The 23,779-nt window shown below is 39.3% G+C and carries 21 protein-coding genes; all 21 read right to left on the bottom strand.

The genetic code is table 11. The features are described 5' to 3' along the window. Window positions 1–17: 17 nt before the first annotated feature. The gene (locus ABNS49_RS08745; RefSeq protein ID WP_135979812.1) at window positions 18–1,010 is read right to left on the bottom strand and encodes a glycosyltransferase family 2 protein; all 993 of its coding nucleotides are present in this window, start codon (window positions 1,008–1,010) and stop codon (window positions 18–20) included. After that, window positions 995–1,996, bottom strand: coding sequence for a glycosyltransferase family 2 protein (locus tag ABNS49_RS08740; RefSeq protein ID WP_348688172.1), 1,002 nt, complete (start codon window positions 1,994–1,996; stop codon window positions 995–997). The genes ABNS49_RS08745 and ABNS49_RS08740 overlap by 16 nt, the downstream gene beginning before the upstream one ends. Window positions 1,997–2,006: 10 nt before the next feature. Next, window positions 2,007–3,059 carry a glycosyltransferase family 2 protein gene (locus tag ABNS49_RS08735; protein WP_305084880.1) on the bottom strand — a complete coding sequence of 351 codons (1,053 nt, stop codon included), beginning with the start codon at window positions 3,057–3,059 and terminating at the stop codon, window positions 2,007–2,009. Next, complete coding sequence (locus ABNS49_RS08730) at window positions 3,046–4,236, bottom strand: hypothetical protein (RefSeq protein ID WP_135979809.1); 1,191 nt, start codon at window positions 4,234–4,236, stop codon at window positions 3,046–3,048. The genes ABNS49_RS08735 and ABNS49_RS08730 overlap by 14 nt, the downstream gene beginning before the upstream one ends. Window position 4,237: 1 nt before the next feature. Next, entirely contained in the window at window positions 4,238–5,686 is a 1,449-nt protein-coding gene (locus ABNS49_RS08725) for a flippase (protein ID WP_135979808.1), read from the bottom strand. A 44-nt stretch (window positions 5,687–5,730) separates the two neighbouring features. After that, a complete protein-coding gene (locus ABNS49_RS08720) occupies window positions 5,731–6,504 on the bottom strand; it encodes a DUF4422 domain-containing protein (protein ID WP_135979807.1) in 774 nt (257 codons plus the stop codon). A gap of 272 nt (window positions 6,505–6,776) precedes the next feature. After that, window positions 6,777–8,609: a thiamine pyrophosphate-binding protein gene (locus tag ABNS49_RS08715; protein ID WP_135979806.1), complete on the bottom strand. Its 1,833-nt coding sequence runs from the start codon at window positions 8,607–8,609 to the stop codon at window positions 6,777–6,779. Beyond that, window positions 8,606–9,838 carry an oligosaccharide flippase family protein gene (locus tag ABNS49_RS08710; RefSeq protein ID WP_135979805.1) on the bottom strand — a complete coding sequence of 411 codons (1,233 nt, stop codon included), beginning with the start codon at window positions 9,836–9,838 and terminating at the stop codon, window positions 8,606–8,608. Before ABNS49_RS08710 ends, ABNS49_RS08715 begins: the two co-directional genes overlap by 4 nt. Before the next feature lie 12 nt (window positions 9,839–9,850). Continuing rightward, window positions 9,851–11,704, bottom strand: a complete 1,854-nt coding sequence (locus ABNS49_RS08705; RefSeq protein WP_135979804.1) for a hypothetical protein — start codon at window positions 11,702–11,704, stop codon at window positions 9,851–9,853. Window positions 11,705–11,743: 39 nt separating this feature from the next. Further along, window positions 11,744–13,429 carry a hypothetical protein gene (locus ABNS49_RS08700; protein ID WP_135979803.1) on the bottom strand — a complete coding sequence of 562 codons (1,686 nt, stop codon included), beginning with the start codon at window positions 13,427–13,429 and terminating at the stop codon, window positions 11,744–11,746. Between the two features lie 9 nt (window positions 13,430–13,438). Beyond that, window positions 13,439–14,371, bottom strand: coding sequence for a glycosyltransferase (locus tag ABNS49_RS08695; RefSeq protein ID WP_135979802.1), 933 nt, complete (start codon window positions 14,369–14,371; stop codon window positions 13,439–13,441). Continuing rightward, window positions 14,372–15,295 (bottom strand): NAD(P)-dependent oxidoreductase, encoded by a 924-nt coding sequence (locus ABNS49_RS08690; protein ID WP_135979801.1) that lies wholly within the window; start codon window positions 15,293–15,295, stop codon window positions 14,372–14,374. 36 nt (window positions 15,296–15,331) lie between these two features. Beyond that, entirely contained in the window at window positions 15,332–16,675 is a 1,344-nt protein-coding gene (rfbH, locus tag ABNS49_RS08685) for a lipopolysaccharide biosynthesis protein RfbH (RefSeq protein WP_135979800.1), read from the bottom strand. Beyond that, window positions 16,668–17,747, bottom strand: a complete 1,080-nt coding sequence (gene rfbG, locus ABNS49_RS08680; RefSeq protein ID WP_135979799.1) for a CDP-glucose 4,6-dehydratase — start codon at window positions 17,745–17,747, stop codon at window positions 16,668–16,670. Before rfbG ends, rfbH begins: the two co-directional genes overlap by 8 nt. Continuing rightward, window positions 17,726–18,502: a glucose-1-phosphate cytidylyltransferase gene (gene rfbF / locus ABNS49_RS08675; RefSeq protein ID WP_135979798.1), complete on the bottom strand. Its 777-nt coding sequence runs from the start codon at window positions 18,500–18,502 to the stop codon at window positions 17,726–17,728. Before rfbF ends, rfbG begins: the two co-directional genes overlap by 22 nt. A gap of 227 nt (window positions 18,503–18,729) precedes the next feature. Next, a complete protein-coding gene (locus ABNS49_RS08670; protein WP_277820776.1) occupies window positions 18,730–19,755 on the bottom strand; it encodes an acyltransferase in 1,026 nt (341 codons plus the stop codon). 193 nt (window positions 19,756–19,948) lie between these two features. Further along, window positions 19,949–20,971: a sugar kinase gene (locus ABNS49_RS08665; protein ID WP_135979796.1), complete on the bottom strand. Its 1,023-nt coding sequence runs from the start codon at window positions 20,969–20,971 to the stop codon at window positions 19,949–19,951. A 1-nt stretch (window position 20,972) separates the two neighbouring features. Then, window positions 20,973–21,611: a bifunctional 4-hydroxy-2-oxoglutarate aldolase/2-dehydro-3-deoxy-phosphogluconate aldolase gene (locus ABNS49_RS08660; protein WP_135979795.1), complete on the bottom strand. Its 639-nt coding sequence runs from the start codon at window positions 21,609–21,611 to the stop codon at window positions 20,973–20,975. A 131-nt stretch (window positions 21,612–21,742) separates the two neighbouring features. Next, complete coding sequence (locus tag ABNS49_RS08655; RefSeq protein ID WP_135979794.1) at window positions 21,743–22,306, bottom strand: class I SAM-dependent methyltransferase; 564 nt, start codon at window positions 22,304–22,306, stop codon at window positions 21,743–21,745. Beyond that, on the bottom strand, window positions 22,303–22,827 hold the full coding sequence (locus ABNS49_RS08650; protein WP_135979793.1) for a macro domain-containing protein: 525 nt from the start codon (window positions 22,825–22,827) through the stop codon (window positions 22,303–22,305). The genes ABNS49_RS08655 and ABNS49_RS08650 overlap by 4 nt, the downstream gene beginning before the upstream one ends. Next, on the bottom strand, window positions 22,811–23,776 hold the full coding sequence (locus ABNS49_RS08645; protein ID WP_135979792.1) for a DNA recombination protein RmuC: 966 nt from the start codon (window positions 23,774–23,776) through the stop codon (window positions 22,811–22,813). The genes ABNS49_RS08650 and ABNS49_RS08645 overlap by 17 nt, the downstream gene beginning before the upstream one ends. Window positions 23,777–23,779 lie beyond the last annotated feature (3 nt).

Below are 23,779 nucleotides of genomic sequence, written 5' to 3'. Positions count from 1 at the left end.
TAAAAGCAAAATTCGTTTTATGAACGTCTCACTTTTTCGCGAAGTTTTATAACCGGATAAAACAATTTGGGCTGCAACCGGATGAAGCGTACCATCGTACCCTGGCTGTCTTTGTAGATTTGTGCGTCTTTTCCTTTTAACTCCTGATTAAATCGGTCAATTTCTTTTGTGACATTCCAGTCGAACGGAAAACTAAAGTAGATTTGGTATTGCATTTCAATTAACGCCAAAACTCTTTTCTTCATATATTCCTGTTTTTCTTTCGTCAATAAAGGCGCGTATCGCAAATAATAATCTACCATATGCATCGCAACATCATAGTGATGCTGAACATTTTTCTGCATATTTTTAACATTCATGCTTTGTTGTTCGGTAAACATGCGATAAAGATACATCGGATATTCTAACAGCTCAATCGTTTGGACAAACGGAATCGGCATCAGCACATATTCGGCATCCACATAAAATCTGTGTTCATCAATTTCAATATGATGTTTTTTCAAAATAGATGTTTTATATGTCATCGCATGCATCTGGATCGAAAACTGATTTGAAACCTCATCAAAAGCATATACATGCTCAAACAAAAGATTTGTTGTAGCCTGTCCAATTTCTTTTCTCTCTTTGGTTTGGTCATTGACTTCAAAAAAAGGATTATACACAATATCCGCATTCGTTTTCTTTAAATCTGCAAGAAATCGTGGAAGGTTCTCGGTAATCAGCCAGTCGTCACCATCGACCACTTTAAAATACCGCCCTGTCGCTTCTCGCATACCCGTATTGATCGTGGAGCCATGTCCCCCGTTTTCCTTGTCGATTGCCCGCACTGTATTTGGATAATTTTTCTCGTATTCGTGCGCGATTTCAGAAGTCGAATCTTTCGAACCATCGTTTACGATTAAAATTTCCAAATCATTTAAAATCGAAGGCTCCAACAAAGAATCGACCGTTTCTTTCAATGTCTTTTCCACATTGTAAGAAGGAATCGTGATCGTCAATGTTTTTTCCATTTTTTAACCTCCTTTTTCACTTTATCTCCCAGTTGGATCTTCCAGATTTGATTGTGGTCGATCCATTTATAAAATTTTTTCTCCTTTGGTGTAAACAAAGAAAAATACGGATTGGAATGGAAATCCGGAAAGTTTTCCACTGTATACTCTTTAAACTTTTGAATCATCGCCTTGCTGTGCGGAATCCGCGCCACCCGGTTGATTCCAAACACATAGACATGAGCAATGCACAAAAATTCCAACTCTTTTTCATATGTTTTGTAAAGATGATTCGCTTTAAAATAATGAATCAAATCATCCATGGCTTGTAAAGATTCGGCTTGCCTTGATAATGTTGTAGAGTTCATGATCGAACTTGCTCTTTGCAAATAAAGATAAAATGGTTCATGAAGAAATCCAACTCGCTTTGCCTGCGCGATCAACTTTGGCGTCGTCCGCAAATCCTCATACCATACGCGATCCGGAAATCGTAAATTTGTATGTTCAAACAACTCTCTTTTATACATCTTATTCCATGCCGCCGGATCCATGAGCAACACTTCTTTTTGATGAAGCGGATCGTAAACTATATGCTCTAAAAAAGGTAAATGATACCTTTCAATACACTCTCCTTTTTCATTCACTCGTTCATATTCACAAACCACAATGTCCAGAGCATTCGCCTCCATGGCTTTTACCATTTTTTTCACCATGTTATTTCTAACATAGTCATCGCTGTCGATAAATAAAACATAGTCTCCTTTGGCATATTCAAGTCCTGTATTTCTTGCTCCTCCCAGACCTTTATTTTTCTGGACGATATATCGGATTCGCGAATCCTGTTTTGCGTATTGTTGAGCAATCTCCCCACTTTGATCTGTTGAGCCATCATTGACCAATATGATTTCTAAATTTTTATATGTCTGGCCAATCAAGGAGTCAATGCATTTTGACAAGTATTTTTCCACATTGTATATTGGTACAACGATTGAAACCAATTCATTCATAGATGTTCTCCTATCGTGTTTGTTTTGCCTTCGCGAAAAGCGTTGGCAGTTTCTCTTTCACAAAACCAGCAGACTTTCCGGCCGCGATACTCCATCCTATATTCCGTGATATAAGAGGGCTATAAATCCATTTCTTTTTGCCTTCAAATTGCATGTATGGATGCAACGTACTAAACAATTCTGATTCATATACACTTTTCAGCCATTTTTTTATATCCATTCCTTCATAACGGGCAATCGCCGATAACAAATACCGACAATAGATCGGGGCCATCGTTTCTTTACAGCGTGGTAGAAGTTCTGGCATATGGCGTTCATATTCTTCAATAAAAAGAGTGATCCGGGTCGTATGAAGCTCGAAATAATCCGCCAATTTTTGATGTGTCAAACTCGCGTTGGGACGAATGGCATAATGATACGGAGCAATCGACAACGTTTGCATCGACTTTAAATAGGGAAGAAGTTCCAAATTGAACTGAATATCTTCAATCATCTTTACTTTTTTAAAGGCTACCCCATTTTTTCGTAAAAGCTTTGTTCGATAGCATTTATTCCACGGATATCCAAATAAAGTCTTCGCTTCCAGAAAAAGCGCTTCCTCATAAATAGATTCTTGGGAATCATACACTTTGCTTTTTTCCGGAATGATCACCTTCTCGTATTCAATCTTCCCATTTTGGTTCATATATTCTTCTTTAGCGCCTACGATCACTAAATCTGGATGGTACTTTTCAATCGCTTGATCATATATTTCAAGCAAGTTTAAATCAATCGAATCATCTGGATCAATAAATAAGATATATTCGCCATAAGCGGACTGTAATCCTAAATTTCTAGCTGTACTTACTCCCTGATTTTTTGAACAATCAATAATTTTAACTTTTTCCTCTTTTTCAAATTTTCTACATATTTCCAAAGAAGAATCGGTCGATGCATCATTTACGAGAATAAGCTCAAAATCCAAATATGTTTGATTTAATATACATAAAATAGATTTTTCAAGATAAGGCGCCACATTATAAATAGGCATCACAACGGAAAACTGCACTTTAGATTTTTGCATATACCCGACCTTTCTTTAGCTTATCATTTAAATCTTTCAATCCCAAAATCAAGAAAGGATTGAAGAGCGGGTTAAAAAAGAATGGCTCAATCATACCCAGAATAATTAAAAAAGAAAAAGCCAATACTTTGCGAATCTGATTTCTTTTACACAAATTCCAAATTCCTAAACTACATACTGTCATATAAAAAATTAAGTTGAATATTCCTGTTTCTAAGAAAATCCGAATATATGAATTGTCAATATAGTTATATGTTCCATTTATTTGTGTAAATGAATAGCCAATCCATTGAATGGGTTGTCCAAAAATAGTAAATCCATACCTCATCAAACCGGTATGCCCTAAAGCGAGTCGATCGCTTAATAAGGAATTTATAGTACGCCAGATTTCATTGTTTGGATCATAAAATAAAAAGCCTAAAAACGAAATAATCAAAAAAAGAATTGGCAAACAAGTGAATATCATTTGAATTGACTTTTTTTGACAAGAAAGAAAGTGCGTCTTTTGTTGAAATACGACTAAAAGCAAAAACAAAATACTCATTATGAATATAAATCTAGCATCTGTAAATAAGTAAATCACCACAATAGATACAAGAAAAAGATAGACTTCATTTTTCTTCCACTTATACTTTCGCACACATTCATAAAGAATGAGAATGTGTAACAATAAAACGGCCGCTGTCGTCGTCCAATCAAATCCTAGCCCAAATCGCATCCGATCTTTATCGTATAAAATATTTTCAATGACTCCAAACGCTGTCAATGTGATCACAAGCAACAAAATAAAAGACTGTACGTTATAATACTTCTTCAAAATAAAATCAAACGGAAACACGGAAAGCGCCGTTAGTAAAAAAAACATTTTTATCGGCTCTGCATCTTTTGAAAAAAAAGTAACCAAACCAGATAACAGAAAAAAGCCACCACACAATTTCCAATCCAGGTTTTTCTTCCATATATTGTAAAGGATGCTAATCAAAAAAATGATAAATGCAGCTTTTCGAATGAGATCTAACCCGATTACTGCTACATCATTCCATACCGATTGAGATTGCTTAAACAATAAGCAATAAGAAAGCAAAGCGACCGCTAAATAAGCAGACCCGGCAATGGATAAAATCCTTTGGGAATATCTTCCATACAAATCAACGACTCCTACCCATTTCTCTTTCATATTACCCTCCTCTCTTTGGCAAATATTTTCCAATCACAGACATTACGATTTCTTCTTTATTGAAAATCAAGCCAATTCCATAAACCCCAAAGAACGCGATGCCAGCGACAAGCAACCGCCAGAATACGCCCTGGATCGGCGAACACCAAACTCCCACAAGAACGAGAAGCGCTGGTGCAAAACTGCAAATCAAACTCCGCCATTCCAAATGCTGAACGATTTCTTTCACCATGTCCCGCAAGTAAAAAAGTTGAACAATGAAAACGACACATTCCGCCATCAACGTTCCAAAAGCCGCTCCTGCCGCTCCAAATACCGGAATCAGGCACATGTTTAATACAAAGTCCACGATGGCTCCGTAAACGACACTTCGTAATACCAAACTTTCTCTTCCAGTTGGAACAAGAACCTGGATTCCCGTGATGTTGGAAAGCCCAATCAATAAAATGGTTGGAGTAATGACCATCACGGCTGGAATGGCTTCTAAAAAGCTTTCTCCCGACAACAATAAAATCGTATCTTTCGCAAAAACCATTAAATACACGCAACACGGGATTGCTAAAAGCAGCACAAACGAAAAGGCCTTTGACACAAGCGCGTGAAATTCCTGGATCTTATTTTGTTCAAAATAATACGAGATCCGCGGCAACAGAACCGTTCCTAACGAGGTGACCAGCGACACCATGATCGTCTTGATTTTAACGGCCGCGTTGTACAAGCCCACATCATAATTGGATCGCATCAGTCCAAGCATCACCACGTCGAGATTCGTATATACCGTTGTCGCCACCGTCATGGCGAAAAACGTAAACATTGGTCGAATATGCCGTTTGAAATCATAATTTCCCACAGGACGTAAATCCACGAGTTTCCGAAGTCGAATAAAGTTAAATATACTCGATCCAAACCCGCCAATGACGGTAATCAACGCGTAGGCGATATAATCGTTGGCTTGATGAACAAAAGTAAACATGAGGATGAGCGCCACGACCTTAAACAACAAGGACATCATGGTAATGTAGGAATATTGCTCCAGCGCCTGATAAAGCCAGTTGACGCCAATCACATTCAATACAATGGCCAATGCGCTGACAAAGTAGAGTGTTTTCATCACCGAAAAGCTCGGCACGCATAAAATGGTGATAAAGAACGCGATATAGGCAAGCACCATCATCCCTATATTCATGATCATCAATTCCTGTACCGTCCGCGAGAGTTCGATTCGATCATCCCGTACACGGGCGCATACGCGCACTCCATAGGTTGGGACACCCAGCATCGCCACCATCGTAAAGTACGACACCACCGATGTTCCCATCGTAACATTTCCGGTTCCCGTTGGTCCTAACACTCTTGAAACATACGGAAATGTAATGAGCGGAAACAAAATCGAAGAGGCGGTGAGCAGGAAATTCATAATAAAATTCAGTTTTATCGAATGCACTTTCATATCAATTCTTCTCCAAAATAAAAAGCAGGACAAAAGGGCCTGCCTTAAAAACTTCCCTCATACTTTTTTCCAAAAAACTTTGCTTTAATAAAGGATGTGCCCTTTTTCCACCAGTTAACCGGCTCCATATGCATTACAGGAACTTCCACGTAATCTATGTGGTTGTGGTCGATCCAGACATCAAGAAGCAATTCACTGATTCGTCCGAACAAGCGGGCTTGAAAATCATCATAATCGCTCACGGTCACTTTCTGGTTTAACCGATCCAGCACATCAAAAATAAACGAACAATACGAGTCGAGTTTTTCTTTTTTCATAATACACATATTGAACATATGCGCGCTTCGCTTCTTCATCACTTTATCCCATAAAGGAACGTATTCCGGATAGTTTTCCACAAGAATTTGTCGGGTCGCAATCAGTTCCCTCTCATAATGCGTATGTGCGTAATGAGAATAAATCGTTTCAATGTAATAATGTCTTTTTTTAGGAAGAATCACATCTGTCGATGCCAGCAATGCTTCTGCTTCCGATTTGCTTAATACGCGGTCAAACTTTGAAGAACCAGTATGCTTCCCTTTAAAATGGCGCCGATAATGCGTCAATCCGATATACTCGGCATTTAAATTTTTCCACGCCCAAAACAATCCCGTCAATTCACAAAAATATGGATTTAAAGACGAAATGTTTTCTCCCGTATTGTCTCGCAAGAATCCAATATCCTTTTTTCCAAACGCCCCCACTTGTAATGGAACATACATTGGATCGGTTGGCATTTTATATGGTTTGTGGGTTGCCACAATAATTTCTATATCCATATTTTTCCTTTCTAAAAAATAAAACTTAAATTTCTTCTATCCATAGGCATTATGGCATAAGAATGTCAACGCATGATGGGTTTATGCCCGGAATCCTGAGTTATGCCATAATAAGTTATCCTTATATATCTTCTTCAAACGGATAAACTCTAACAAGCAAAAATAAATGAGCAACTTTTAAAAATAAAAAGCTATAACTCTCCCATTCCAAAAGGAAAGAAAATTATAGCTTTTCATAAAATTTCTATCCTTAACTAAGAGCCTTACATCCCTTAATTTTCATCTACCATCGGAACAATCATAATTTCTTCCAATTCTTCTCTTGGAAGGAATGGTGCCAAATCTTCCAATGGCGGACTTACCAAAGTTCCATCTTCTAGTCGCTTGGTACTGCTTTTTGGCTCCCAAACTTGGCTTGTATCTGTAAAAATCTCACAAAATACAGGTCCATCCTCCTGCAATACCTTATCTACGACTTCTTTCATTTCCTGATTGCTGTGCGCACTGTAATAAGGATACCCGAAAGCCTTCGCAATCTTTTCGAAATCCGGGAACGACAAATCCGAAGATTCCGGTCCAATCCCAACTTTTGTATGTTGTCCAAATAAATTGGTTTGTGTAATCCGAATGGAATGATACCCATTGTTATTGATTAAGAAAATTTTAATTGGCAGTCGATTTGTCAAAATTGTTTGAAGCTCCTGTAAGTTCATCATAATACTTCCATCGCCTTCCAAACAAATCGTATCCCGTACACCTCCACCAATACACGTACCAATCGCTGCCGGCAATCCATATCCCATGCTGGCGATGGCACTGTTATTGGCCATTCGGCTTCCCTTTTGAATCACATACGTTTGGTTTCCTACCACACAGCACGCACCATTCGAAACCGCTGTTAAGCTATTTTCTGGCAGTTGACTACTTAAATAGTGAACAAACGCATATACATTGGCTGTTGTTCCGTTTTCTTCCCATTGTCTAGGTTGAACAACTGGATATTCTTTTTTCCATTTCTGACACGTTTCCAGCCATTTTTCTTTTCTCGGCAACGGCTGCGTCAAAGATTCGTTCATTTTCAATAAAAAGTCTTTCGCATCCGCCCAAATCGGCATTTCTACATGCAATGTTGGTTTTTTCAATTCGGCCTGATCAATATCGACCATAATTACTTCCGCTTCCCGTGCCCAAGTTTTCCAGTTATATCCAACCTGACGAATTGAAATTCGCGTACCAATGGCTAAAATCAAATCCGCATTTTGTATCGCCCAGTTTCCAGGCCGATCTCCCATGTTTCCAGCCCGTCCACAATACAATTCATTTTCATCTTCAATCAAATCTACTGCGTTCCAATACGTTACAATCGGAATGCCAAGCTTTTCTGCCACTTCTCTAAACTGCTTATACGCCCCGGAAAGTCGAATACCATATCCTGCATGAAAAACCGGTCTTTCCGCTTTTTTAATTTTCTCAATAACTTCATCAATCGTTTCTTGAGAAACCGCTGGCGGCAACAGTGCATCGTCTTCAGTAGGATCATAACCTCTCAATTCATCCGTCTCAATGTACATTCCTTGAAAATTCACCGGAATATCAATCCACACTGGACCAGGACGTCCTGTCGTTGCTAAATGCCACGCCTTTTCCAACGCATATCGAATATCCATCGGATCTTCGATCATCGTCGCATACTTCGTCATCGGCGCAACCGATTTTACAATATCGTATTCCTGATCACCCATAGCCCGTAAAGGGGTTTCTGTAAACTGCAACGCATAGCGAGCCGTCGTATCATATCGAACCTGTCCGCTAATAATCATCATTGGAATCGAATCCAACCATCCTCCAACAACACCTGTCAAGGCATTCGTTCCGCCAGGACCCGTTGTCACGCATACCGCGGCAATTCGGTTATCCAGACGCGCATACGCTTCCGCGGCAATCGCGCAAGCCTGCTCATGATGGTTATATGTTACTTTCAAACCATCCTTATGCCCTAAAGCGTCGTTTAGATGCATTGCACCTCCACCTACGACACTAAAACAATCTGTCACTCCATGATTTACTAAAAAATCCGCTACATAATCTGCTAATCGCATTTTCATAATCTCTCCTCCTTTTTTTGTCTAAATATAATAATTTCAATAACGCCCCATAAACTAGTATATACAATCAACAAGGAAATAATCAATGCATATAAAGCGCCGACCAAACCAAAAGAATCCACTATAAGCGAAATAGATAATGTACACAATACAACACCGATTATATTGATCATCAGCATTAAATGATTCTTTCGAAAAGAAATCATAATAGAGCTTGTCAAGGAAACTAAAGACAAAATAATTGAAGCAATAATTGTTGGTGTTAACAAGTATATATAATCAAGAATTTGCTTACCAAACAAAATGGAAAATACGAAATTTCCCAATACGATTCCCAACCCTACACACACAACACCAAATCCAACAATTCCTAGGTTTGCTAATAAAATAAACTTATTCAGTTCTTTATAGTTTCCTGTCTGATATAAATAAGCGATTTTAGGAAGCACTGTTACAAAAATAGATCCCATTAATGTACTCATCACAGTAAAAACCATCGTGATAGAAGAGTAATAACCGAGAATCTCTGTTCCAAATTTTAATTCCACCACATACCGAGATAGAAAATTCAAATACGGCACGATCAGTCCATAAATCATTAAAGGTACACAGGGAATGAGCATCTTTTTGTATTGACTTGTCTTGACTTCAAAATCACTCACCAATTTCTTTATTTGATTCCCATCATACAACGCAATAAACAAAAAATATAGCAGTGCTTGAATCGCAATCGCAATAGGCAAGTTAAACAAATATAATCCAATACAGAAACCGGCAATCGTTAAAATTCCTTTTCCAATATAGGAAACCAAGATTTCAAAATATCCATCATGATTTTGCCAAATCCCAAAAATTACATCTGTATATCCTTCAAAGACTTTAAATATCATATAAAGAATACAACATATTACTGTTACCTGACTAAATCGCATACAAAACAGCGAAATCACAAAAAGAATTAGAGCGATTCCAGATGTAATATGTCGCGAATTTAAATAATCACGATCCGTAAACTCATGGTTAATATCTGTAACCTGAAAATTCCGAACTCCAAATAAAGCAATGAAATAGAAGATATTCGTAAAAGAAATCACAATCGACAAAATACCAGCATCTTCATATCCACTAATTCGAACTACAAGAATCGTTGTCAACCATTGACAAAAGAAATAAAAGAATGTCCCTATGGTATTATAGATTACATTTTTAGAAGTCTTTGCCTCGTTCATTTTTACCCCTCTCTATTTCTTTTTATAGTATTGGTATTCTATATTCCCTTGAATCCCTTCCGTCTTTCCTTCTAAAATCAATTCATAATTTTTCTTCATTTCTTCTTTTACTTCGTTTTTACCTAAATTCCAATAAAAGTAAGGAATAAAAGGAACTACCACTTCTTCTGGCATGTCTTTTTTCTTTTTAATAGAAAGAATTGATTCTAAATTTTCCACTTTAATCGGAATTATCGAATCAGAAAGATTCTCAAACGTTCTTCTTGAGCTATTTTTATCCCAGTTTACTTGATATATTTCGCCATTTCCGTTGATTTGACTACCATCAAAGATTCCTGGAAAAGCCACAATCTGATTTTCATCATAATTTACCTTCTTTAAAAGCTGATCGTAACTATTTATAAGAAACGAATATTGATTATTGTAGACTAAGTTATCTCCATAATATATATTCTTTCCTAAATAACCTGGATAAACCATACTAATCGAATTGGTCGATACAAGTGGATAAATAGACTTAGAAATAGGATCTGTTGTTATAAAACTTTCTACACAAAAAATAACGCAAACTACTACTAATGATCCATTTATAATGTTTTTCACCTTTAACTTTGAGACTTCACTAATTATCATCCCTAAAACCAAAATAATTAGAAGATCAGAAATATAATTATAACGTACCAAAGCAAACGTAATATATAAACAATTAAAGCAAATATAACTAAATAAGCTCAAAGTAATACTCAAAAGCAAATATTTATTAACAGATAAGTTCAATTTCTTTTTAAAGAGAAGAATCAAAAAGCTTCCTAATAAAACTAGGAAAATAATAATCCATCTATAGTTCTCAATAAACATCTGCTGGAATTTAAGGACTATATATTCTATATTAAAACCAAAACAATTAAAACCATCATTGTTCCAAGTAAAATTACTTCCAGCATCCTCTACTTGTTTCCATTTAGTTACTCCTCCAATATATTTCATATATCCAAGATAGAACAAAGCGGCTACCATTGATATATATATAACTGGATTCTTAAAGATGGTAAAAAATACATTTCCAGCCTTTTCATCTTTTTTTTCAAGAATTTTTGCGATCATAATTCCTACAATAAAGAAAAAATAAATAATCGCTGAGACTTCTTTCGTGAATACAAAACAAATACTCCAAAATGCAAATAAAATGTATTTTCGCTCAAGTAAAAAATACAACATAAATATAAAAAACAAAGCGATTCCATAATCTGGATTGTAATATCCACTTGTTCCAAGAACTAATGGTGATAAGCTAAATAAACCACACAAAAAAGAAGATGTTGTTTTATTAAGTTTTATATATTTGTTAAAAATTTTATATAAAAAAACCAGTGCAAATGCCGTTAAAACCAAAACTACTAAATTTACTCCCCAAACTTTTCTAGGAAACAAAAACTCTCCAATGCCTGTGAAAAAAGTATATCCATAATTGGGGTGATTTGCTAAATTAAAATAATCCAAAAAAGACGTTAATGAAAAATCAAATTTTTCCGTTGCGGTAATTAGTCGTCCATAATATTCACCTGCATCCCAAATAATTCCACCAGTAAGTTGAGGTATTCGAATAAGGATGCTTCCTGTAAAAATTAAACAGAACAACCAATTCTTTCTTAAAATTTTTTTTATTTCGAAATTTTTTTCAATTTTATATTTTCCCAGCTTATATGATAAAGCAATTATACTTCCAATAATTATAATCCCTTCTACCATCATCCAATTGGCTCTTACTACTTTCCAACTAGAATTATAAACAGCACTCATATAAAATATCAGAAAAAATAAATTAATGATCCATAACTGCTTTATCTGATTTTGTCGATTCAACATTTTTATCATTTTCCTCACTTTACACTTCCATTCCTACTTCTATTTCGCATAATTTCTATAAAAAAACGTATTTTTATAATCTTCAGACACAAAATTATAGTATGTCCTTCCTGTCTCGTGATATTTGTTTAATGTCTTAATTTGATCGGCTTGAAGACTTGTCGTCCCGGCTTCCATAGCTTTGTAAATTCCTCTTCCCATTTCTACTATAGGAGTTACGCTGCCTATGCAAAGAAATCCAACAAGAAAAATCGTACTTATATTTTGTATTCCTTTAAATTTTTTTCCGTTATAGATCCAATCACATATTTTCTTTGCACATAAAGTGGTCAAAATAATTAAACTTGGAATGGATGCCCGCATACAAAAATCAATGGAAGTTCCAATATGAATCATAGGAAATACTAACAAAGTTCCTGCAATCAAATAATATAAATAACGGTTTGCAAAATCCGGAGCTAAGCAAAGCCAATATATTCCGCATTCTAAAGCCAAAAATACAAAATAAATTCTTCGAGTCTCTGGATGTGTGATGACCATCCCGATTAAGAGCAATAACAAAATCAACGATCCTAAAATAAATTTTAGTGATTTTTGTGTTTGAATTTCTTTTCTTCTTTTCCAAATATAGACAAATCCAATCAGTGCGACGATACTCATCCCGAGTATCAATCCCTTCATTGTTGAAGTAAGCAGAAGTTGGTCTGGCAATAGATAAATGTTCTCTTTTGTTTTTCCGATCGCACTATTCATCAATAAGTATGCAATCATGGAAGGAGTAACAAAGAGAATCGCGCCTATATTCGAAACGGAGAATGTTTCTACTAAAAATTGTTTTTGTGATCTCAAATGAATTGCTCGTATTAAATCGCCTATATATTTTCCAATCATCAAAGCCGCAAGTCCCACTGCCGGAAAAGTAGCCGCCAATAAAAGACAACTAATGATGAACGCATAATTTTTTGGAGAGTTTTCATTCAAAAATAACATGGTTGCCACCCAAGCTGGTATAGCTTGATTAAAGACCCAAAAAAGATCGGTAGTATTAGAACTAAATTGATAGCCTGGCGACCACCATTCCAAATGCATCCACTCCATAAATGTTTGCCAGTTCCATTTTTCAAGAACACATCCAATTACATCCATACCACTGAAACCAATAAAAACAATCAGAATGATCCACTTTAAGTTTTTTGATTTTGGTTGAATATAAATTATCATCAACAAGTAAGTAAACAAAATCCCGATAATAGTCCACAACGCAAGAAATAGATTTCCGATTTGAAAGGCAAGCACGCGATTAGAAGATAAAATATAGATTATCTTGCCCATACCTGCTGCCGGAAGCCAATGGCCAATATAATAGGTCAACATCGTATCTGTTTTTGGATAGTATACAGGCCAATCAAATTGAATCAAATCTCTAAAAATCGCATTCCGTTCATTCCAATCACTTGTTTGATAAAATAAACCACCTTGTCCTCCAAGATACGCCCAAAGAATAAAAGCAACAATAACGATGAATAAAGTGTTTATTTTGAACGTTACATATCCGGGGGCTTCCTTTTCTCTTCCCAGCTTGAAAACAATCCATCCAATAAAAAGAATCGCAGGAAGCGTGATATTCCATTTTACAAAACCTATAAAAAACAACACAACAGGAAAAGCCAGATACAGAAAAGAACCAAGCCTTATTGATTTATAATTTATCCTTAGTTCTTTCATAGCATCTCCTTAAAAGTTCAGCCTCTCTTCTTCCACCACAAGAGGCCGATTCATGATCCGCGTGTTCATACTCATGATATATTCTCCAACCAGCCCAATAAAGAAAAGCTGTAACGATCCAAAGAAAAATATGCCTAAAAGAATCGGCGCAATCCCGGCTTGGAATGTATTCCAATGAATGAGCTTTAAAATGAAATAAACGATCGCAATCAAAAAGCTGATCATCGAAATAATAAATCCACCAATCGTAGCAATACGCAATCCAATCTTCGTATACGATGTAAAGCTCAACATGGCAGCATCATAAAGACTGTACCAGTTATTATGCGTTTTGCCTGCCCGACGTTTTGCCTGCGTGTATGGAATATCTTTTCTTTTTGACCCTAACTCCGCGACAATTCCTCTTAAAAATGGAGTAGGATCTTTTAAATCTCTCAAGACTTCGATGAAAGAACGGTCATAAAGACCAAATCCAGTGAAATGTTCAATCTGCTCCACATCGGACATTTTTTTAATCGCCTTATAGTAGCAAGTTCTTAAAAAGCGGACAAACCGATTTTCTTCACTTTGCGTTTTTACTCCGCATACGATCTTGTATCCTTTTTCCCATTCTTCTATGAACTTGGGAATCAACTCGACTGGATCCTGGAAATCACAGCACAAACAGATCACACAATCTCCAGTTGTTTGTAACATGCCATAATAGGGTGAATTAAACTGCCCAAAATTTTTAGCATTTAAAATCGCCTTTATGTTGGAGTCGTTTTTGCAGATTAGGCGTAGTTTTTCCCGTGTAGAATCTGTCGAACAGTTGTCGATAAAAACCACTTCATAATCGTATGTAGGAAGTTGCTCATGAAAAAGAACGGTTAACGCCTCGCTCATGGGAATAACATTTTCTTCCTCGTTATAACAAGGAACCAAAACACTGATTTTTTTCATTTAGTCACCTTCCTTGATCCATTGAATTGTTTTTTTTATGCCTTCATCAAATGTATGTTCAGGCTCAAATCCAGTATCTTTTTTTAAATCTTCAATATCAGCGCACATATACATCACTTGATTTGGGTAGTAAGGAACAGCGCCAAAATCTAACGAAAGATTCGGATCCACATTATCCCGCATGATTTCAATATATTCTTTCAAGGGCTTTACTTCACCGCTTCCTAATGGATAGATTTTTCCATCTTTTCCATTTTTTGCCGCCTGATAAAGCGCTTGAGCCGCATCCTCGCAATAAAGATAGTCCCACATTTGTTCGCCTTTGGTATACTTTCCTTCATGCCCGGCCAGCATATTCCTCAACCCTGACATAACCATTGTTCCCTGACCATCGTATGGGCCAAATACGCTTAATACCCTCACCCATATATGGCGAAGTTCTAAAGATTGGGCATATATCCGGCTCATTCTATTCGCACACAATTTTGCGATCCCGTATCCTGTGACAGGATTAGTTGGAGTTTCTGCACTCATTTTTTCCTTTACCGGTCCATATTCGGCTTGAGATCCTGTTCCTAAAAACACTTCACATCCCAATGCCTTGGCTAATTTCACTGCATCTAAAGTATATTCAATATTTTTTGTTTGCAGATACATGTCATTTCTGGAATCTCCAAATGTTCCCATCCACGCCAAGTGGAAGAAGTATGTATAATCTTTGGGAAGAATGGTTTCTACTTGTTTTAACTGACTCATATCAGCCAAAACAATTTGAATGTCTTTAAATTGTTCTAAAACCGCTTTCCGATTTGAATTTGGATTCATAAGAACCGTGACTTCTACATGATTAGCCAGTAAGCATTGAATGAGAGCGATTCCAATCATTCCCGTGCCGCCTGTAATAATAGCTTTTTCTTTCTTCATAAATTTGCCTCAAACAAAACGAAAACTATTTTGAAGTTAGTTTTCTTCAAAATAGTTTCTAATTACTTTCACCATGTAATCAATTTTCTTTTCGGACATGCCCGGATACAATCCAACCCAGAACGATTCATTCATAATACGATCCGTATTTGTCAAGTCGCCTACGATTCGATAGCCTTTTCCTTCTGCACGCATTTCGTCGAAGCATGGATGCTTTGTCAAATTTCCGGCAAACAACATCCGCGTTTGCACGCCTTTGTCTTCAATATATTGAACAAGCGCGTTCCGATCTACGCCTTCTTTGCACGTAATCAAGAAACCAAACCAGCTTGGATCCGAATTTTCTGTTGCTTCTGGCAAGATTAAATATTCTTCTAATCCTTTGAGTCCTTCCTTCATTCGTCTAAAATTTTCTTTTCGTCTTTCAACAAATGTAGGAAATTTTTCTAGCTGCGCACATCCAATAGCCGCCTGCATATCTGTGGCCTTTAAGTTGTAACCAAAATGAGAATAAACATACTTATGATCGTAACCGATTGGAAGTTCTCCATATTGGCGGTCAAAACGATGTCCGCACATATTATCTTGTCCCGGGTTGCATACGCAATCTCTTCCCCAATCACGGAAAGAACGAGCGATTTTATTCAAAACAGGATTGTTTGTATAGACAGCGCCACCTTCTCCCATCGTCATATGATGAGGCGGATAGAAGCTGGAAGTTCCAATATCGCCAATTGTTCCTGTTTGTTTTGTCACTCCATCAATCGTGTAAGTTGATCCCAACGCATCACAGTTGTCTTCAATCAGCCAAAGCTTATTTTTGGTACAAAATTCTTTTACTGCTTTCAAGTCAAACGGATTTCCTAAAGTATGGGCAATCATAACGGCTTTTGTTTTTGGACTCAAAGCGTCTTCCAGCTTTGTCACATCAATGTTATAGCCCGGAATTGTAACATCCACAAAAACAGGCACTGCACCATATTGAATCATTGGAGTCACAGTTGTTGGAAAGCCCGCCGCAACCGTGATGACTTCATCTCCACGATTTACACGACGCTCGCCCAATAATGGAGATGTCAATGTCATAAAAGCCAATAAATTCGCGCTTGATCCCGAATTGACTAATGAGCAGAACCGAACATTCAAATACTCTGCCAATTTCTTCTCAAATTCATCCGTATAACGCCCAGACGTTAACCAGAAATCCAAAGAGCTGTCGACGAGATTGACCATTTCATCGTGATCATATACACGTGACGCGTAAGGAATGCGATCCCCTTCCTGATACTCTTTGTTTTGGTTGTGGTATGTATCACAATATTCACTAACCATTTGAAGAATTTCGTTTCTTGCTTCCTGCTCTGTTTTATTTTTAAACATTGTTTTCTTCCTCCTTTAAATATTCTTTAATTTGCTTCAACATCGTATCCAATACGTTTTCGTTAGCAAAATAGGCTTTCGACCATTCTGCCGTCTTTCCTACGGCTTCTCGTACATTCCATCTTGGTTTCCATCCAAACATTGATTTTAATTTCGAACAATCCAGCTTCAAAAAATTTGCTTCATGAGGCGCATTATAATCTATCGCATGCCATTTTGCGCCTTCTCCCCACTCTTCACAAAAAATTGTCGCTAAATCACCCGTCGTAATGCAGTCCGTCTCGTCCGGTCCAATGTTGTAGCTTCCCGCTTTTGATTTATCTAAATATTGCTCTTTTGCAATCATTAAATAGGCAAATAACGGCTCCAGCACATGTTGATATGGTCGAGTAGAATTTGGATTTCGCACTTCAATTTCTTTTCCTTCTTTCATGGCTCTTACACAGTCTGGGATAATTCGGAAATTCGCGAAGTCACCGCCGCCAATCACATTTCCTGCACGTGCTGTAGAAACAATAACCCCCAATTCTTCCAAAAATGATTTTTTATATGAATCGGTTACCAGTTCTGAACACGATTTGCTGTTCGAATATGGATCATATCCATTTAAACGGTCAATTTCCCGGTATCCCCAGTTCCATTCATTGTTTTGATATACTTTGTCAGTTGTGATATTGACAACCGATTTTACACTTGGTGTTTTTCGAATACATTCCAAAACATTGACTGTTCCCATTACATTCGTCTCATAGGTGTATACCGGATCCGTATAAGAATCCAAAACGATCGGCTGGGCTGCCAGATGAAAAACGATTTCCGGCTTCTCTTCTGAAAAGATTTTTTCCATTTTATTCAGATCTCTTATATCGCAAATATACGAATGAACCAAATCATCAATTCCTCCCACCTCATAAAGGGATGGATTCGTGTTCGGCTTCAAAGAAATTCCACTCACTTCCGCTCCGAAATAATGCAAAATCGCACAAAGCCATGATCCTTTAAAACCCGTATGTCCTGTAATGAGAACTTTTTTCCCTTGATAAAATTTTTTTAATCCTTCCAAACTTTCCATGGTGCTTCTCCTTTTTCAAATAATTCTTCCAACTGCTGCTTGTCTTTCATTGTATCCATGCATTGCCAAAAACCGTGATGCTTATACGCATCCAACTGATTTTCCGATGCAATGGTTTCAAGTGGTTCACGTTCGAAAGTCGTATGATCCCCTTCAATATATTCTAATACCTTAGGTTCAAGAACCATAAAGCCTCCGTTAATCCAGCCTCCATCTTCAACTGATTTTTCTCTAAAACATTTGATTTGTCCATCTTTTGCTAAATCTAAAACGCCAAATCGTCCTCCCGGTTGAACCGCTGTGATCGTCGCCAAACGATTGCCTTTTTTATGAAACTCAATTAATTTTTCTAAGTCGACATCAGCCACTCCATCTCCATATGTCATAATAAAAGGCTCATTACCAATATAATCTTTCACCCGTTTTAAACGGCCACCCGTCAATGTGTGCAACCCTGTATCAATCAAAGTTACTTTCCAAGGTTCTGCTGAATTGTTTAAAACCTTTTTTTCTCCCGTTGAAAAATTATACTGAATATCCGATGTATAGAGGTAATAATCATCGAAAAACTCTTTCACTTTATGTGCTTTATACCCCAAACAAATAATAAATTCATTGAAGCCAAAATGGGAAAAATATTTCATAATATGCCATAAGATCGGCTTCTCTCCAATTTCAATCATAGGTTTTGGTTTTAAATAGGACTCCTCGCTAATTCGCGTTCCAAAACCGCCAGCTAAAATAACTACTTTCATTATATTCTCCTTTCGACATTTGATAGTGATTAAAAATTCAATTCTCCGCCAAAAAGTCATAGCCCCCGTTTAACTTTTTCGGATTATTATGCCAATGAATTTTCACTTGCATTCAACATTGCCATGGTCATTATAGCAAGTATAAAGGTAAAAAAAAGATGAAAATAAATGTAACCGATGTAATCCATAATCCAACCCCTTTCTTTTTCTCGCAAATCTCCCTCAATTTACTTTGGGAGCACCAGCCTTCCTAAGGAAAATAACCGAATAAATTTTGTGATCCCTACAATAAAAGTACAAAGTACAAAGGGAAAATACAATCTATATAAGATCGAGCGTTGGTCAACTACAGAAAATCGCTCAATCCAGTCAAAAATAAAAAATTGAAGCAAATAGATACTAAAAGTGTAAGAACGAAAAAAAGCAATTCCTTTTCGAAACCAGTCAATTCGCTTAATTTTTGGAAAAATATCTTTTATGAATAAAAAGGAAGAAAAAGAATACAATAAACACGGTAAATTCTTATCTCCTCTAAACAATTCACTAATCGCTCCAATCCTTATGGAAGAGAAATAGGTCCCTAAAATCATGACGATCAAAGAGATAATACCAGCACAATATATGAATCTCTTCTGCGACTTTGAAAATTCACTATGATGGATGACATATCCAGCTAATGGATAAACCAAATAACCTCCCATCACCGGAATAGCCCAACTACTCGTATTCCATTCCAAAGAAAAAAACGAATTAAAAAATGGAATCAACCCATTGATCAGTAAGTAAAGTACAACATATCCACTAAAAATTTTTATTCTTTTCTTTTCATCTATTGAAGTTAGAAACGGAATTGAAATATAAATCATAAATAAAGGAATAAAAAACCAAAAATAGCGAATTCCATTTCCATTTACTAAAAATGCAACAATATCTTTAAAAGAAAGAACAGCCTTCTGCCCATTCCAAGGAAAAAGATAATGGGTCCAAAATATCCCTATTAAACTCCAAAAAACATACGGAATCATCACTTTTTTCATTCTTTTTTTCACAAAAGTCTTAGTTGAATACTTTTTAGAATAATCCATAAGTGTTACTCCACTGATCATGAAGAAAAGCGGGACGGCACAATAAAATATACTTTCAATTATATTCGCACTTTTCCAATAACGTTCCGTAGCCGAAAAAATCCAAAAGCAATTATTTGCATGAAGAAACGTAACCATAATCGCACTGCTTACGCTCATAAGATCCAAATAATTTAAGGCTCATTCTTTTGAAATTCTCATAAATCAAATTCCTTTCTTTGCCATTTAAAATACCATCTATCATACCCCTCTACAACTTTTTATTCCCCATCGCATCGCAATCACACTATTTTCTATTTCTTTTATGATTCCAAAATAAAAAGTGCTTATCTTTTTAGCACTTTTTCAAAAATAATGTTTTTTATCGCTGAACGCGTCCCGAACCATCGCCCTGGGCGAGCTTTTCGACCTCGTCCACCGACACCAGGTTGTAGTCGCCTTCCACCGAGTGCTTCAGCGCGCTGGCCGCCACCGCGAACTCGATCGCGTCCTGGCTGTTTTTGCCTTCCATCAAGGCGTGGATCAATCCGCCGCCAAACGAGTCCCCGCCGCCTACGCGGTCCACGATGTTCAAATCGTATTTTTTCGAGAAGCAGTACTCGTTGCCATCATACAGCATCGCGCTCCACAAGTTCCGGTTCGCGCTAATGCTTTCCCGCAGCGTGATCGCCACTTTCTGGAAGCCGAACGTGTCCATCAGCTGTTTGGCCACGTCTTTGTAGCCTTCGTGGTTGATTTGGCCGCCATGGATGTCCGTGTTCGCCGCTTCGATGCCAAACACGTCTTTGGCGTCCTCCTCGTTGGCGATGCACACGTCGATGTACTTCGCCAGCTCGCTCATCACTTTGTTGGCTTTTTCCTTGCTCCACAGCTTGTTGCGGTAGTTCAAGTCGCACGATACCGGAATGCCTTTTTCATGGCATTTCTTCATCGCTTCCAACGTGATGGCCGCCACCTCGTCGTTGAGCGCCGGCGTGATGCCCGTCGTATGGAACCATTCAGCCCCGTCCAGAATTTGATCCCAGTCGAAGTCTTCCGGGTTCGCTTTCGCGATCGCGCTGTCTTTGCGGTCGTAAATGACCTTGCTTGGACGCTGGCTGGCGCCTTTTTCCAAGTAGTAAATGCCGACACGCTCGCCGCCGCGCACGATGTCGCTTGTGTTCACGCCGTATTTGCGCAGTGAGTTCAGCGCCGCCTGCCCGATTTCATGGGCTGGCAGTTTGCTGACGAAATGCGCGTCGTGGCCGTAGTTGGCCAGCGATACCGCGACGTTGGCTTCGCCGCCGCCGTAGGTCGCGCCAAAGCTATCGGCCTGCACGAAACGCGTGTAGCCTGCCGGCGCGAGCCGGAGCATCAATTCTCCGAATGTAATGACTTTTTTCATTTTATCCTCTTACCTCATTCAATTTTTTGACTGCCTGCCGCGTCATTTCTTCGATCTGATCGAACGCTTTCGCCTCGATCAAGTCCTTTTTCACCATCCAGCTGCCGCCGATGCACAGGATGACGTCCTCTTTCAAATACGCATCCATGTTCTTTTCGGAAATGCCGCCGGTCGGCATGAATTTCATCATGTTGTAAGGCGCTGCGATCGCTTTGATCATCGCCAGACCGCCTGCCGGCTCGGCCGGGAAGAACTTCACGACATCGAGTCCGAGGCGGTACGCCTTTTGCACGTCGCTTGGCGTACACGTTCCCGGCGTCACCGGAATGTCTTTTTCGATACAGTAGCGAACGACATCCTCGTCGAATCCAGGGGAAACGATGAACTGCGCGCCCGCGTTGATGGCTTCGTCGACTTGTTTTGTCGTCAAAACCGTACCCGCGCCGACGAGCATGTCGGGACGGGCGGCTTTCATCGCCTCGATGCAGGCGGCGGCTTCGCGGGTGCGGAATGTCACTTCCGCGGCGGGAAGACCGCCTTCGCAAAGGGCGTTGGCTAGTGGCGCGGCGTCTTCTTTATGGTCGAGAACGACGACCGGGATGATCCCTAGATCATGAAATCTTTCAAACATTTTTGTCATAAAAATATATCACCTTTCTTATCTTTCTCTTTTTATTCATTATACCTCATTAAATGTTTCGTTCTCTTTTTAAATTTAACTTTTCTGAAAAAATCTGCATATATTTTTTGGTTAAAAACAAAAAAAGAGAATCAGATCGTTTCCGACTCTCTCCCTGTTTCCCCTGCTTTTTTCTCCACCAGCAGCACAAAAGGCCCCGCTTTCGTATTCACACTCTCCACTCTCTGAATCGTCGCCACATGCGGGTCGATCCGCCTCAACACCCGCTCCAGCGCGTCCGATTCCTGTTCTCCAAACAAATGCGGATACAAGACCAGCGCCATCCGCCCCTTTTTTCTTAAGCGCCCGATTGCTTTTCGCACCGCTTCCACACTCTCCTTCGGCATCGTCGTAATCGTTTCATCCCCATGCGGACAAAAACCAAAATTGAACACGATCGCGTCCACCGGCTTGTCGACATACCGATCCAAATGCGCATGTGAATCCACAATCAGCTCAACCACCCTTTCATCGAAATCGCCCCTTCTTTTTTCAATGAGTTCTTTTTGAATGTCAAACGCGTACACAAGCCGCGCGCCACATTCCACAAAGAACGCGGTATCCTTCCCGTTGCCAAACGTCGCGTCCACGCAAACAGCCTGCCGATGCAAACACGGTTCAAGAAACGCGTGCGCGATCTCCACCATCGACTTCATAGCGAGCGCAGCGCCTTTTTATACAATTCATAGTCGATTTGCTCGAAACAAACAAACACGATGTCGATCGCCTTCGTATCCGGATACGCCGAACGGATTTTCTTAATCGTCCGGATCGCCACATCGCAAGCCGCCTCATGCGGATAGCCATAAATCCCCGTCGAAATGCAAGGAAACGCCAAACTCACCCGCGACAATTCATGCTCCCGCATATACTCGTACGCCAGCGCCACGCAATTCCAGTAACAGCTCGCCAAGTCTTCCGCGTTTTGCTTCGTTCCCTCGTAAATCGGACCCACCGCATGTAGCACCGCCTTGCTTGGCAAGTCGAAAGCCGGCGTGATTCGCACATCACCCGCCTTTCCCTTCGGTAGCGCCGCGCACGCCTGCGCCAGCGCGGGACCCGCGGCCGCGAAAATCGCGCCACACACGCCGCCGCCCGGCAAAAACTGGTCGTTCGCCGCGTTCACGATCAAATCAAAATCCAAGCCCGTTATATCGCCTTTAATTGTCGAAATCATGTTGTCCATCCTTTCCTTCGATCATCGAATCAAACCGCGTCCCAATCTTACGCGCCGAAATGTACACCGACTGGAACTGCTTGCTCAACGCGTCCAGCGATTTCAGCGACTTCTCCGTCCGCTCCTCCAGCCGCTCGATGTCGTCTTTCAGCTTAAACAATTCCCGCTCGATCTCCTCCAAATGATGCGCCCGGTAAAAGTCGTTCGTGCTCGTCTGCAACGAAAACAAAATGCCCACCAGCGTCGTTGGCGACGTCAGCATCACATGTTTTTGCAGCGCGTAGCTAAACAACGAGTCGCAGTTGCCGCACACAAACTGGTAAATGGCCTCGCTTGGAATGAACATCAGCGCCTGCGGCGCCGTATACGCGTTGATATACTTATTCGAAATATCGTCAATATGCTTTTTAATATTTTGCATAAACAACCGCAAGTAGTAGTCCCGGCTCTCCGGATCGTCGTCCATGCGCATAAAGTTTTCCATCGGAAACTTCGAGTCGATGCACAGCACCTGCTTCGTTCCCGGCAAATGCAGCGCCACGTCCGCGATCTTTCCATTCGGCAGCGTGTACTGCGTCGAGTAAATCGAGTCATTCTCTCCCAAATACGTCCCCAGCAAGTAATCCAGCTGGTACTCGCCCCAGTTGCCCCGCCGCTTTGTGTTCGTCATGACTTGCGCCATCCCCTCGACTTGCTCCTGCACCCACTCCAGCGAATCCGCTGAGTGGATCTGGTTTTTTTGCAGCGCCTGCATTTGGCTTAAAATGGAGTCGAACCGCGAAACCATCTTTTGATCCGCCATGGACGACACCGTCAGTGCCTCCTGGTTTTTCGCCAGCAGCTGCGCGTTGATCGACTCGCTGCGCCGGCCCTGATTGAGCAAATACACAAACAAAACCAGCACGCACACCAGCAAGACAACGAGCAGTAAAACAATCAACAATTCCATATT

Source organism: uncultured Dubosiella sp., assembly GCF_964018005.1.
Taxonomy (GTDB): Bacteria; Bacillota_I; Bacilli_A; order Erysipelotrichales; family Erysipelotrichaceae; genus Dubosiella; species Dubosiella muris.
Note: the sequence above shows the minus strand (reverse complement) of the source record. Positions and strands in the feature narration are given on the sequence as shown.

Coding starts and splice junctions, on each gene's coding strand:
- ABNS49_RS08710 (WP_135979805.1), bottom strand. CDS start 9,838: ATGAACGAGGCAAAGACTTCTAAAAATGTAATCTATAATACCATAGGG.
- ABNS49_RS08745 (WP_135979812.1), bottom strand. CDS start 1,010: ATGGAAAAAACATTGACGATCACGATTCCTTCTTACAATGTGGAAAAG.
- ABNS49_RS08660 (WP_135979795.1), bottom strand. CDS start 21,611: ATGACAAAAATGTTTGAAAGATTTCATGATCTAGGGATCATCCCGGTC.
- rfbG (WP_135979799.1), bottom strand. CDS start 17,747: ATGGAAAGTTTGGAAGGATTAAAAAAATTTTATCAAGGGAAAAAAGTT.
- ABNS49_RS08665 (WP_135979796.1), bottom strand. CDS start 20,971: ATGAAAAAAGTCATTACATTCGGAGAATTGATGCTCCGGCTCGCGCCG.
- ABNS49_RS08730 (WP_135979809.1), bottom strand. CDS start 4,236: ATGAAAGAGAAATGGGTAGGAGTCGTTGATTTGTATGGAAGATATTCC.
- ABNS49_RS08705 (WP_135979804.1), bottom strand. CDS start 11,704: ATGTTGAATCGACAAAATCAGATAAAGCAGTTATGGATCATTAATTTA.
- ABNS49_RS08690 (WP_135979801.1), bottom strand. CDS start 15,295: ATGAAGAAAGAAAAAGCTATTATTACAGGCGGCACGGGAATGATTGGA.
- ABNS49_RS08740 (WP_348688172.1), bottom strand. CDS start 1,996: ATGAATGAATTGGTTTCAATCGTTGTACCAATATACAATGTGGAAAAA.
- rfbF (WP_135979798.1), bottom strand. CDS start 18,502: ATGAAAGTAGTTATTTTAGCTGGCGGTTTTGGAACGCGAATTAGCGAG.
- ABNS49_RS08715 (WP_135979806.1), bottom strand. CDS start 8,609: ATGAAAATGCGATTAGCAGATTATGTAGCGGATTTTTTAGTAAATCAT.
- ABNS49_RS08645 (WP_135979792.1), bottom strand. CDS start 23,776: ATGGAATTGTTGATTGTTTTACTGCTCGTTGTCTTGCTGGTGTGCGTG.
- ABNS49_RS08735 (WP_305084880.1), bottom strand. CDS start 3,059: ATGCAAAAATCTAAAGTGCAGTTTTCCGTTGTGATGCCTATTTATAAT.
- ABNS49_RS08720 (WP_135979807.1), bottom strand. CDS start 6,504: ATGGATATAGAAATTATTGTGGCAACCCACAAACCATATAAAATGCCA.
- ABNS49_RS08700 (WP_135979803.1), bottom strand. CDS start 13,429: ATGAAAGAACTAAGGATAAATTATAAATCAATAAGGCTTGGTTCTTTT.
- ABNS49_RS08725 (WP_135979808.1), bottom strand. CDS start 5,686: ATGAAAGTGCATTCGATAAAACTGAATTTTATTATGAATTTCCTGCTC.
- ABNS49_RS08650 (WP_135979793.1), bottom strand. CDS start 22,827: ATGATTTCGACAATTAAAGGCGATATAACGGGCTTGGATTTTGATTTG.
- rfbH (WP_135979800.1), bottom strand. CDS start 16,675: ATGTTTAAAAATAAAACAGAGCAGGAAGCAAGAAACGAAATTCTTCAA.
- ABNS49_RS08695 (WP_135979802.1), bottom strand. CDS start 14,371: ATGAAAAAAATCAGTGTTTTGGTTCCTTGTTATAACGAGGAAGAAAAT.
- ABNS49_RS08655 (WP_135979794.1), bottom strand. CDS start 22,306: ATGAAGTCGATGGTGGAGATCGCGCACGCGTTTCTTGAACCGTGTTTG.